The following is a 12586-nucleotide window of genomic DNA, read 5'->3' as shown; positions in this document are numbered from 1 at the left end:
CGGCAATTGCTTGAATACTTTTATCGCCGCGTTGCAAGACTTTACTCAGGGCTTGCTCTTTAAATTCTTCACTATAACGGGTTTGCATTAGGGTTGCCTCTATAAATGGGTGAGGCGACAACTATCCTGACACAGGGGGAGGCGGAACCGGGTTCCGACGAATTGCACCTCTGATAGCTCGTAGGACGGTTTCGCGATAGCAAACCGTCAACCTCAAAGCTAGGGTGGATTGCCTGCGGCGAATCCACCTTACGGGCTACGTCAAATCCTGGTTGAGCAGGCCGGTGTTGCCTCCGACTGCTGCTGTATTGATGCAAAGCGTTTGCTCGCTGGCAAAGCGTTTTAAATAGTCAGGGCCACCGGCTTTGGGGCCTGTCCCGGATTGCCCCATGCCCCCAAACGGTTGAGAGCCGACGACGGCACCTATCATATTGCGATTGACATAGATATTGCCGACTTTGGCGTGCTGCGTGATGGCTTGGATCGTGTCGTTCAATCGGCTGTGTATGCCCAGCGTGAGACCATAACCGCTGGCATTAATAGCGGTAATGACCTGATCAAGACGGTCTGTTTGATAGCGAACGACATGCAGTATCGGGCCGAATACTTCGTGTTTTAATAAGTCCATGTTTGGCAGTTCGACCAGAGTCGGTGGAAAAAAATGACCTTGGCGGTTCAATTCATCGGATAAATGCAATTGGTAGAGCAGTTTTCCCTGTTGATTTATCTCATGCAGATGCGCATAAAGCCGATCTTTAGCGCTTGAATCAATGACAGGGCCAATATCTGTATCGATATATAAGGGGTTCCCCAAAATCAACTGATTCATCGCTCCGATAATCAGTTGAATGACTTGTTCGGCAATTTCTTCAGGCAAAAAAAGTACCCGTAAGGCAGAGCAGCGCTGGCCGGCGCTATTAAATGCCGAGTAGATAACATCTTGAACCAGCTGTTCCTTATGCGCGGAGTTGTCGGCAATCAGCGCATTTTGTCCGCCGGTTTCGGCTATTAACGGCACAATGGCTGGAAGCTCGATCAGTTTGCGCGCGATGTGCTTGGCGGTTGCTGTGGAACCGGTAAAGGCCACACCGGCTATGCGATAGTCCGAGAGTAATTGTTCGCCAATTGCAGCGCCGGAACCAGGCAGAAAATGCAGCACCGATTCCGGAATTCCGGCTTCATGCAACAGCTTGATGCAGCAAAATGCGGTTAATGAGGTTTGCTCGGAGGGTTTTGCAATCACGGCATTACCGGCTGCCAGCGCGGCGGCGATCTGGCCGATAAAAATAGCGACAGGAAAATTCCACGGACTGATGCAGACAAAAACGCCGCGTCCGTTGTAAGACAGGGTATTTAGTTCGCCGGTAGGGCCGGGCAAGGTGATAGGCGGGTCAAATTGCATGACAGCTTGTTCCGCATAGTAGCGGCAAAAATCAACAGCCTCTCTGATTTCTGCCAAGGCATCTTTAACAATTTTACCGCCTTCGAAAATACACAAGGCCATTAGCTCAAACGCGTTGGTTTCCAATAGATCTGCGGCTTTATTTAGGGCTGCAGCACGTTTTTTAACGGGCGTTAACCGCCATGTATCGCGATGTTGATAGGCACAAGTAATGGCCTGCGCAACTGCATCCGCGCGGCTGAATGCGACTGTACCAAGTTGTAAGTCTTGATTGAAGGGGCTGTAAACCGGAGCGTCATCACCTGAAAATACCTGGCCGTTAACAAGAGGGTGAGCGGTATAAGCTTTGTTTTTTCGCGATTCCAAATAGCGTTGGATTTTATCGAGGAAAATAGGATCAGCCAGATTAAAACCTGCCGAATTGAGCCGCTCAGGCATGAACAGTGCGCCGGGTAACGATACGCCGGATTTTTTTGAATCCTTAAGCGCCAACCAAAATGCAACAGGATCTTGAGTCAGTTTTTCAATGGGGCAGTCCGGATTTTCAACCTGACTGATAAACGATGTATTTGCTCCGTTTTCTAACAGTCGCCTGACCAGATACGGCAGTAGTTCCGTGTAAGTGCCAACCGGCGCATAGATCCGGCAGGGAATATGCCATGGTTTGCTGATGACCAATTCATGATAAAGCGCTTCTCCCATTCCATGCAGTCGCTGAAACTCAAAGGCCTGTTGCCTACCGCCAAGATGATAAATTGCCGCGACCGTATGGGCATTATGGGTTGCAAATTGTGGATAAAAAGTATCCGTATGGGTCAGTAAAAAATTGGCGCACGCCAGATAGGAGATGTCGGTCGCCGATTTACGGGTAAACACCGGGTAATGGCTTAAGCCGTTTTCTTGAGCACGTTTGATTTCGCTGTCCCAATAGGCGCCCTTGACCAGCCGCACCGGAATTTTGCAGTGGTGTTGCCTCGCCAGTGCGTCAAGCCAGGCCAAAACATGAATCGCGCGTTTCTGATAAGCCTGTACTGCTAAGCCTAATCCTTGCCAGCCGTTTAATGAAGGATGCGTCAGTGCTGCTGCAACTATATCCAGTGACATTTCCAGCCTATCCGACTCTTCTGCGTCAACCGTCACGCTGATGTCCTGCGCCTTGGCGCATTGAGCCAGATAAATCAGCTTGCCGGTCAGTTCTGATACGGCGCGGTTTCGTTGCAGCGGTTCAAAACGAGGGCATAATGCGGATAATTTGATGGAAATGCTGGGTTTGTCAAAAAAATCAACATTTTGAGCGCTTTGTCCTGCATGTTGAATGGCAAACAGGTAGGCTTGATAGTAGCGTTCCGCGTCGGCCGCGGTTAACGCTGCCTCGCCCAGCATATCGAATGAATGACGGTATTCATTTTGTTGCTGGCTTTTGTGTAATGCAGGACCCATCGCTTCGGCCATGACGAACTGTGAGCCTAACAGCTGCATCGCCTGTTTGACGGCTTTTCGGATTAAGGGCATCCCCAATCGGGCCAGCAGTGTATTTAAATGGAATTGGTGCTGCTGATAACTGGGCTTGAGATGCTTTTCAAATTGACCGCTTAACAGCAGGGCGTCAGTGGACAAATTGACCAGCCAGGAATTACTGTGATGTACATGATCTCGCCAATTGGCTGCGGCCAGTTTTTCAGCGAGAAACTGGTCCTGTGTCCTTTGGTCGGGAATGCGCAGCAAAGCTTCGGCAATGCTCATCAAGACAATCCCTTCGGTGCTGTTGAGCTGATATTCATGCAAAAATGCTTCAGTAACCGATTGCTTTGGTTTTGCGGTTCTTATCGCAGTGACCAGGTTTTCAGCCGTTCGACGGGTTACATTTGGGTCATAATTTTCCAGCGTTTTTAGTAGATGATTGACCGCGTCGGTTTCATCACTCAACCAGGCCGTGTTGATGGCTTTGCGTAATGATTCCAGTGTATGTTGAGCCATAGCGAATGCGGCAGTTAACAGTGAAAAACAGGTCTAATCCGTTATTTCGAAAGCTGAAGTGAGGACTCCAGTTTTTCGCAGTAGGCCTTGAGGATTTTGATGCGTGCATATTTTTTGTCATTCCCTTCGACCAGTAACCAAGGCGCACTGCGGGTGCTGGTGCGGGTAACCATCTCATTCACCGCGTGTTTGTAGTCGTCCCATTTCTCTCTGTTTCGATAATCATCCTCGGTTATTTTGTACTTTTTATAGCTGATTTGTTCCCGCTCGTGGAATCGTTTCAGCTGTTCATCTTTGTCGATGTGCAGCCAAAATTTTAGTAAAAGAATACCGTGACGTACTAGCGCATCCTCGAAATTGGCTATTTCAGAGTACGCGCGCTGCCATTCATTCACTGATGCAAAGCCCTCGACGCGTTCGACCAGAACCCGTCCGTACCAGCTTCTATCATAGAGTGTCACTTTACCTGCGCGTGGAATATGGCGCCAGAAACGCCAGAGATAATGATGTGAACGTTCCTCGTCGGTGGGGGCTGCCACAGGAATAACCCGGTAATTTCTGGCGTCAACAGCATGGGTGATACGCCTGATGGCGCCGCCTTTACCGCCTGCATCCCAGCCTTCAAAAACCAGAATACAGGACCGTTTTTGTTGTTGGGCGATTCTGGCCAGATTTTTTAGCTTGCTTTGATAATAATCGAGTTGTTCGTTATAGGATTTCTTGTCAATTTTTAATGACAAATCCAGCGAGTCCAACAGACTTTGCTGGTTGGGATTGATACGAGCGGTACCGTTAGTTTTATTTGTGCTGTTGACTTTAGCGGTCCTGTCTTCGATGTGTTGTTCAATTCTGTGTAAAACATGCTGACCTACTGAAAAGCTGCTGTAACGTATATCGCTGCCATCGACGATAAGCCAGGGCGCATCACCGGTACTGGTTTCAGTCAGGGTCTTTTCAGCAACACCAATAAAATCATCGTAGAGTTTTAAATGTTTTTTATCGCGCTCGGTGACCTGCCAATTAGTTTCGGGGTTTTTTTCGAGATTCTTTATCCGCTTTTTTTGCTCGTCTTTTTTTAGATGCAGCCAGCATTTGATGATCAATGCGCCATCGTCGAATAAAAGCCGCTCGAGTTCCTTGATATTCATCAGTTCTATTTGCAACTGATTGTCATCAATTTCGCCATACACGCGTTGCGATAGAGGGTCGCTGTACCAGGAACCGACAAAGATACCAATGCTGCCTTTGCTCGGTAACGTCCGCCAGAATCGCCAGAATTTGGGGCGTTCTTTTTCCTCATCGCTGGGTTCGTCAAAAGCGATTGTTTGCATGTAACGCGGATCCATCCATTCGTTAAGCAGGTTAATAACTTCACCCTTTCCTCCGCCATCTACGCCGGAAATCAGAATGATTACAGGGAAGTCGCAGTTCATTAATTTTTGCTGCGTCAGCAGTAATTGAGTCCTGAGTTCCGGGACTTGTTCGTTGTAATCGGTTTTTTTTAAGGTGTGACCCAGTTCGGCAATTTCAAACATTGTTATTCCTTCATAGGTTAGTCTGGCTTACTATAGCTTAAACCCTAAGTGGGACAGGTTAAAAAGAGATAGATAGCCGCTAAAAAACGTGATCGCCTGTTGCGATAAAAGAGCCAATTTTAGCCTCAATCAGTAGCTTTTGCTGTTAAGCTGCAGATTTTAAGAAACCGGTAATGAATAAATGTCAGCAATTTTTACAATTAATGACGACCAAGAACTGATAATAAATAGCAACCTATTGAAATTTAATTATAAAATACTAATGGTTCTATTTTTGCTTAATAAAAACTATGTTTGTCAAAGTGTGAGAGATATGCGCGTATTTAACTTAATGACTGCTGTGCTAATAATGCTGTTTTCAACGGCTATCAATGCCGATGAAGCCAACAAGGATGCGTCCGGTTTACGAAAAATGGCTCAATCTTATGAGCATGGGCACGGCGTTAAGAAAAGCTACGATCAGGCTTTAGAGCTTTATTGCAAGGCTGCTCTGATGGGGGATGCGTTATCGGCTTACAACAGGGGTTTTATGTATTTCATCGGACGTGGCGTTGCCCGTGATTTGCCGCTGGCTATTTACTGGTTTAAAAAGTCTGCAGGATCAGGAGATATTTATGCCAAACGAATGTTACTTAAATTCCGCAGCGTTGCTTCCAAAAAAGATGAGTCCTGCCAGCCTGACCCGCTTGTTGAAGCGGATGCTGATCCGGTTATTAAAGTTAAGTTAGTCGACAATCCCAAGCGAGACAAGGTTATTGCCTGGGTCAATCAAATTGCGCCGCATTACGGCATCGATCCCCAGTTGGTTATGGCTGTCATTCAAGCAGAATCAGCTTTCAATACTCAGGCGCTGTCCAATAAAAATGCCCAGGGCCTGATGCAGTTAATACCGGCTACAGCTGAGCGGTTTGGCGTAAAAGACAGTTGGAATCCTGTGCAGAATATCAAGGGCGGAACAGCCTACCTCCATTGGTTAATGCGGCATTTCGCAGGCAATGTCGAGCATGTTCTTGCGGCTTATAATGCAGGGGAGGGCGCTGTTGAACGCTATCAGGGCATACCGCCTTATCAGGAAACCCAAAATTACGTAAAACGTATCTTGTCCAATTATCCAAAAAAATCCCATCCAATCCCGCCCGAGCATCCGGAAAAGTTTGATCTGGCTAAGCTGAATACACTACAAGTTTCCAATTTGTAAAAGTTTTTTACAATCGAAAAATTTCGGAACGCAAAGCTAAATGCCTGACTATGGACCTGCTTGCTGCACAACTTGCGCTAAATGTCATCTGTTTAACATTTCATTCAAGCGTATTGATCAAATCACCCATACTCTGCCGAACCCCGGGCAGAGGTTGTAAATCAAACCGGCGCGTAATAAATTGAATGATAGATGTCGTGTCATAGACCGTATGGTCAACATGCTGTTTTTTGACGAACGGGGAAATAAAAATCGCCGGAACTCTTGAACCCGGTCCCCAGCGATCACCTGCAGGTGGTGCCACATGATCCCAAAAGCCGCCATTCTCATCGTAAGTGACAATAATGTACATATTCGGCCATTGCGGGCTGCCTTGCAGTTGTTTGACTACCTCGGCAATATGAGCGTCACCCGACATAACGTCGGTATAACCGGGATGCTGGTTCAAGCTTCCCTGGGGTTTATAGAACACCACGGCAGGCAAGGTGCCGTTGGCAATATCCGTTTGAAAATCCGCATAGTCTTTTAGATGCGCTGCACGTTGAAGTGCGCCATCCGGGGTGGCTGGATCAAAGCGGCTGAAATAATTGAAGGGCTGGTGGTGAGACTGAAAATTAGCCGCCCCGCTTCCCTTGTTGTAGATCACTTTGCGCGGTTTGTCAGGGCTTTGTTGACCATCAACCAGCGCTTCACGCCATGCCCCGGCATACCATGCCCATTCGATACGCTTCTCCGATAATGTGTCGCCTATCGTTTTTTCGGTTTGCGGGCTCAAGACAGCGGCTGAACCTTTGGCGTTTTGATTAGCCAGTCTCGGATCACCGTCTTGTGCAGGAGGCGTTCCGCTGGGTTGAAACGGCGGTTGCGTGGTATTTACCGCGTAACTGCGCTGCGTAATTTTGTCTTGAGGGGTGAAATTGAAATCCCCTGGATAGTATGGCGCTGAATGTAAGCCGCTAGATGATTCAACACGCAACAGCCCGGTTTTATCGTCCAGGATAGCTGTCCGGCCCTCAGGCGCTGTGGCCATAGACGGCGTGCAGGCGCAGACCAGCCAAAAATGATTTAGAAACGAGCCTCCGAACGCGCCCATGAAAAAATTGTCTGCCAAGGTATAGTGTTTGGCAAGTTGCCACATCGCCATTTTGGCGCCGTCGTAATACCCCATCGACAAACCGCCGGCATCGGAATAGACCGCAAACTGATCATTGCGGCCACCATTAATCTGCATCTGATGATTGTAGAAACGGTGCACCAGATCCGGGGATGAAACGTTGGCGCCGGTGTCGCCCGGTGTGCCGCCAGGCGCGGCATCAATCTGGAAAGGCTTGTTCGGTAAGTGTGCGACAAATGACCAGTTAGGATCATCGCTATTCCAAACCGGCGGCAATGTCGGTAACACGGTTTTGCCGTCGCGATCACGTTGTAAGTAGGATTCAGGATTAGCCAACGCATTTGCAATGCCATTAGCTCCCGGAAAAAGGCCGTAAAGATTATCAAAACTGCGATTTTCCGCGTAGATCACCACGATGGTTTTGATCTTGTTTAGAACAGGCTCGGATGAGGTTTTATCTGGGTTGATAGGGTCGGCTGGTTGAAAATCTGCCGAAAGGGCGTTGGTTACCAGTAAAGAACTGACGATTAATCCTATTAGAATTTGACGGCGATTGGTGAGCATGGATTTTTTGATTCAAAATGGCAATGAAGGCCTATTATAGCGGTCAAATTCAACAATCCAACAAGGCAAAAAACTTTCTCCAATCTGATCTAAACGCGGTGTGTTTGGCGAGGATGTTCTGGCTACAGTGCCGGGCAAAAGGTCTTCTTTCCCCGCATGAATGCTTTTAACCGCGCCACCTTAGCATGGATTTCCGGGGTCCAGATTGCATGGGTCCTGCTCCGAAAAGCATTAAAGGGAACATGAGTACTTCCGTGTACCCTGGATACCGGCAATCCCTGCCGGCGTGACAAGTGCTCCACTATAGGTTGATTTGGCTGAAAGTGATGCGTAATCAGGTCACTTAGGATATCGCGAAAAATAACTTCCCCCTTTGAAAAAGGGGGATCGAGATGGATTTATTAAAAACTCTCCCCAGCCTCTCTTTTTCAAAGAAGGGGGATAATCGTACGGTTCGACACAATCCGAATTTCGGGAAGTTATTTATGACGGAATCCTTAATGCTTCACCTGCAATACATTGACGTTATCCCAGATGCTGTTGATGAAATCGGTATCCATCTCCAGCATGCCATCTTGTAACCATCGGGTAATGACCTGGGCGACATTCGGATAAGTGATTTGCACGGCATGATCTACCTTTAGCCAATTGCCGATCGCTGTAGCGTTCAGATCCTTCATGACATGACCATAACCCAATTGCTGCAAGGCCGCTGCATTGGAAATCTGTTCCATTTGATGGTGCAAGGGTTTGGCCAGTATTTTTTTGCCTAGCTGCAAGGCCTCACTGGCGAGTTCAAATCCGGCATTGCTGATTATGCCGCCACAGTCATATAAGTCTTGCATAAATCCCGCACGGGACAAGGCTTTGCAGACGATATGTTTATGGGGTGAGTCTTGAACATCAGGCGTGTACACATAAAAATCAAAATCCTTGAACGGTGCCAGTAGCTGGAAAACCTCCTGCGTATCTTCGAAAGGGAGATAGACGACGACCTTGTGTTTGAAAAATGTATGCGGCATCGCCGGTGTTTCAATAATTGGCGGCAATATAGGCTGTCCGAAATGGTGCCAATGCAAGCCGATACCCCGGTCTGCCGGAGCAAAATACTTCATCACCAGATTGGCCAGAGGGTCTGATCCGGCGCGAGGAATAGTATGGCCGAAGGCATATTGATGACCAATACCCAGCACCTGCTTGTTTTGCCGCTTGGCAGCCCAAGAAGTAACCGGTTCGAAATCGCTGATCACCAGATCATAATCACTCAAATCGAGCGATTGAATATCACGAATAAAAGTGATCGGTTTGGCTTCTATCGCCGTTTTTAAATAACTGACCTGTCCATTATGGGTATTAAAGGTTAAACCGGTGCGCACCTGAAAGCCGTTGAATACCGCCATATCGAAATAGCTGTCCTTAGTGCGGCCGGTGAATTGAAAATGAACATCCATGCCTGCAGCATAAAGTGCTTCCGCCATGACGCGGGCGCGCGTGATATGGCCGTTACCCGTGCCTTGAACGCCGTAGAAAATTTTCATATCGATTGGGTGTCAGAGTAGTTGATTTATCTGACAATCTAAGCCATGTCTGTGACATGGATATGACGTTTTTATTAACGATTGATGACAGTGCAGGTTTTTATGTCGAAGACTTCATTCAACTTGTGATTAGGTCATCTCATGGGTTACGACTATCGCCTTACCTACACTGCATGTAATTACAAAAGTTGTACTTGTTAGGAATTCAAAGAAACAGGTTTGTCGATATAGCGCTGGCGTTTTTTGGGTGCGATTTTGTCAATTTCAACCATGATCAGACTATCGATACAGTTGTTAAAGTCAGGATCGATATTAAAGTCGATGAAATGGCAACCTTTGTCTATACACAGTTCCACATATTGTTTGTAAAGTGTCGGCACTTTAACGCCCAGTTTTTTTAGCTCCTTATTCAGCACTTTGAAGCTGATAGGGTAATCGTCACTGAATTCGTCTCTCGCAAATTGTTCGCATTCCTCGGACATGACAAACGGCATTCGCGCCTTGGCGGACGTTAACGGTGAGCCAAATTGCTGACGATAAAAACCGATGATCATTTCTTTAGCCAATTGAGGATAAGCGTTACTGAGGCTGAGGGGGCCAAACAGGTATTTGATTTCCGGTTGTTCCCGTAAGTATGCACCGATGCCGTACCACAGGTAATCCAGGCTATGCTGGCCCCAATACCGGGGTTGCACGAAACTGCGGCCAAGCTCTATGCTGTAAGGCAGATAGCTGGAAAATTGGCCGTGCAGGTCGAACAAGGTGTGGGTATAAAATCCTTCTATCCCGAATTCCGCCATGATCCTTGGGCCTTCGCCCAAGCGGTAGGCGCCCACGATTTCCAGACCGATGTCGTCCCACAAAACGATGTGGCTGTAATACACATCGAAACTATCCAGATCGAGCGACAGGCCGGTGCCTTCTTCCACTGTGCGAAAAGTCAGTTCGCGTAAGCGGGCAATTTCCTGCATTACCGGACAATCGCTGGTAAAGCGATAGAGAAATATTTTTTTTCCGTCCCGGGTTTCGCCCAACTGCCGCGATCGGTACAGGGCTTTTTTTACGGCTTTGGCATCAGCGGGGTGAATCACGGTGGCAACAGTGTCGAACAAAGGCGTTTTGTGCTTTTTGCCGAGGTTCAATACATGTTTGCGGAAACGTTTGCAAAGCAATTTATTGCTTTCTCCGGATTGATCGATCGCGCTGTGGGGTATCGGTGCACCGACTTGAAATTTGATGGTCTGATTCTTTTTATTGAACATCTCCTGGATCAATAACAGCGTGCCTAGCGGCTTATATAAGGTCGACATGCTGTAAAAAATGGCCGAATTCTTAGCCTTGATGTGAATGGGTAAAATGGGACATTTCGCTTTCCTGGCCAATTTTAAAAATCCGCTTTGCCACGCGCCATCCCTTATGCCTTTAGGCGTGATTCTGGAGACTTCACCGGCCGGAAAAATGATGATGGCCTCTTCATTTTTCAGTGCCTGCAGCATCGCCTGATACGTTTCTTTGAGTTGTTTTTTACCGCTGAGTACGTCTACCGGCAAGAACACCGATTCCAAGGGCTGCATGTGTGACAGGACACGATTGGCGACAATGCGGACATCCGGCCTGACCGAACGAATCAGTTTTACCAGCGCCAAGCCGTCAAGAGTGCCGATAGGGTGGTTGGCGACGATCAGTAAGCGACCTTCTGAAGGGATATTGTTGTAGGAGTCGTTATCGACCTCATAATTGAACTTGAAATACGCCAGCATCTTGTCTAAAAATGCAAAGCCGCGAAGATGCTGGTTTTTTTGGATGACGGCGTTAAAGTCATCTTCGTGGATTAATTTTTTTAAGGCTTTTACTACCAGTTTGTTGTCTTTACCCAGTTTAAAATCGGGATAGGTTTGACGTAATATATTTTCGGCATCAATCATCGGCAAGTTCCAGCAATAACATAGAATGAAGCCGATTCTAGGCAGGAAATGTGTCATTTATATGAAACGTACAAATGCTCGTATGTGCACCACCAAGATAATGCGGATTGCAGTTGTTTTTAAAATAAAAATGGCTGACTGAAAGTCATTTCGTCATTCAATTGTCATAATTAGCAAACAAAATAGGGATATCCGGCAGGTTGCCGCTTTTTGATTGTTAATTATGACCAGTCCACAGTACCGCACGATCTGGATTTCCGACCTTCATATCGGTTCCACCCAATGCCAGGCCGATACACTATTGGATTTTCTCAAGCACAATGACAGCGAGAAACTCTATTTGGTGGGGGACATCATTGATTTTTGGGCGCTATCGAAAAAAATGTATTGGCCACCCGACCATAACACCATCATCCAAAAGCTGTTACGCAAGGCTCGGCATGGGACTCAAATCATCTACATACCGGGTAATCACGATGAAAACATCAGGGAATACGACAGCTTTGTCTTCGGTGATATCGTGGTTAAAAATTCTGACATTCATACGACTGTCACTGGGCAACAATTTCTGGTCGTTCATGGTGATGAGTACGACACCATTGCTCGCCATCACCAATGGCTTGCCAAAATCGGCAGCATCGGTTATGACTGGCTCATTGATATCAATCGCATCATCCGTTTCTTCCGGCGATTGCTGGGCGTGCAATCCCAATTTTCGCTTGCCGCTTATGTCAAATTCAAGGTCAAAAATGTCGTGCAGTTTATTTCCGATTACGAAGAAAGCATTGTTCATACGCTTAAGCATGAAAAGCTGGATGGCGTGATTTGCGGACATATACACCATGCCGAAATCAAGCAAATTGAAGGTTTTTGGTACGTCAATACGGGTGATTTTGTGGAGAGTTGCACGGCCATCGTCGAGCATTTCGACGGAAGGCTTGAGATGCTGCGTTGGCGTAAACAGGAACAGCAAGATCAGGAATCGTCATTACCATTGGGTTTGGGCGATAGTTAGCAATTAGCCGTATTTCTACCATTATCCGATTAAATTGTTCAGAGAGCACTATAGCGATTTAATCCGGCAATAATCGAAGCCATGTTTGCGTTAAAAATGGGTGTACTCCGGCACGGATTGCCGGGATTCAGACGCCATGGATGGCGTTGGACTTTCACCTTGGTGTGATTCTGGATGGAGCTATAACTAAATCTGGTGTACAACCCGACTTGAAGAGAGGTGGCGTTCTCTGCTGAAATAAGATTATCGAGATCAAATAACAGCATTAATGAGAAACGCCATGAACAAAGATAAAGCAAAAGAATGGGGAAATACAGA

8 protein-coding genes are annotated in these 12586 nt (G+C 47.1%); 2 read left to right on the top strand and 6 right to left on the bottom strand.

The annotated features are described in order from the left end of the window. Positions 1–256: 256 nt before the first annotated feature. Positions 257–3379 (bottom strand): bifunctional proline dehydrogenase/L-glutamate gamma-semialdehyde dehydrogenase PutA, encoded by a 3123-nt coding sequence (gene putA / locus Q7V32_RS08680; protein WP_304896588.1) that lies wholly within the window; start codon positions 3377–3379, stop codon positions 257–259. Between the two features lie 41 nt (positions 3380–3420). Next, positions 3421–4914 (bottom strand): polyphosphate:AMP phosphotransferase, encoded by a 1494-nt coding sequence (gene pap / locus Q7V32_RS08675; protein WP_304896587.1) that lies wholly within the window; start codon positions 4912–4914, stop codon positions 3421–3423. A 313-nt stretch (positions 4915–5227) separates the two neighbouring features. On the opposite strand from pap, the gene Q7V32_RS08670 reads away from it, so the two are divergent. Further along, the gene (locus tag Q7V32_RS08670) at positions 5228–6112 is read left to right on the top strand and encodes a transglycosylase SLT domain-containing protein (protein WP_304896586.1); all 885 of its coding nucleotides are present in this window, start codon (positions 5228–5230) and stop codon (positions 6110–6112) included. Positions 6113–6212: 100 nt separating this feature from the next. Here Q7V32_RS08670 and acpA read toward each other — a convergent pair whose 3' ends face one another. The 3 genes from acpA to Q7V32_RS08655 form a co-directional block, all read right to left on the bottom strand. Then, the gene (acpA, locus tag Q7V32_RS08665) at positions 6213–7790 is read right to left on the bottom strand and encodes an acid phosphatase (protein WP_304896585.1); all 1578 of its coding nucleotides are present in this window, start codon (positions 7788–7790) and stop codon (positions 6213–6215) included. Between the two features lie 497 nt (positions 7791–8287). Next, positions 8288–9328, bottom strand: a complete 1041-nt coding sequence (locus Q7V32_RS08660; RefSeq protein ID WP_304896584.1) for an MJ1255/VC2487 family glycosyltransferase — start codon at positions 9326–9328, stop codon at positions 8288–8290. 197 nt (positions 9329–9525) lie between these two features. Further along, on the bottom strand, positions 9526–11253 hold the full coding sequence (locus Q7V32_RS08655) for a lysophospholipid acyltransferase family protein (protein ID WP_304896583.1): 1728 nt from the start codon (positions 11251–11253) through the stop codon (positions 9526–9528). 223 nt (positions 11254–11476) lie between these two features. Here Q7V32_RS08655 and Q7V32_RS08650 point away from each other — a divergent pair, with 223 nt between their 5' ends. Beyond that, positions 11477–12268: a UDP-2,3-diacylglucosamine diphosphatase gene (locus Q7V32_RS08650; RefSeq protein WP_304896582.1), complete on the top strand. Its 792-nt coding sequence runs from the start codon at positions 11477–11479 to the stop codon at positions 12266–12268. A gap of 38 nt (positions 12269–12306) precedes the next feature. Here Q7V32_RS08650 and Q7V32_RS08645 read toward each other — a convergent pair. Beyond that, a partial coding sequence (locus Q7V32_RS08645) for a hypothetical protein (protein ID WP_304896581.1) occupies positions 12307–12586 on the bottom strand: 280 nt, incomplete at its 5' end.

Origin of the sequence: Methylicorpusculum sp., assembly GCF_030651835.1 — a bacterium.
Lineage (GTDB): Bacteria > Pseudomonadota > Gammaproteobacteria > Methylococcales > Methylomonadaceae > Methylicorpusculum.
Note: the sequence above shows the minus strand (reverse complement) of the source record. Positions and strands in the feature narration are given on the sequence as shown.

Bases quoted from the DNA above. Each gene is read 5' to 3' on its own strand.
- acpA (WP_304896585.1), bottom strand. From the start codon at position 7,790: ATGCTCACCAATCGCCGTCAAATTCTAATAGGATTAATCGTCAGTTCT.
- Q7V32_RS08670 (WP_304896586.1), top strand. From the start codon at position 5,228: ATGCGCGTATTTAACTTAATGACTGCTGTGCTAATAATGCTGTTTTCA.
- Q7V32_RS08655 (WP_304896583.1), bottom strand. From the start codon at position 11,253: ATGATTGATGCCGAAAATATATTACGTCAAACCTATCCCGATTTTAAA.
- Q7V32_RS08650 (WP_304896582.1), top strand. From the start codon at position 11,477: ATGACCAGTCCACAGTACCGCACGATCTGGATTTCCGACCTTCATATC.
- pap (WP_304896587.1), bottom strand. From the start codon at position 4,914: ATGTTTGAAATTGCCGAACTGGGTCACACCTTAAAAAAAACCGATTAC.
- putA (WP_304896588.1), bottom strand. From the start codon at position 3,379: ATGGCTCAACATACACTGGAATCATTACGCAAAGCCATCAACACGGCC.
- Q7V32_RS08660 (WP_304896584.1), bottom strand. From the start codon at position 9,328: ATGAAAATTTTCTACGGCGTTCAAGGCACGGGTAACGGCCATATCACG.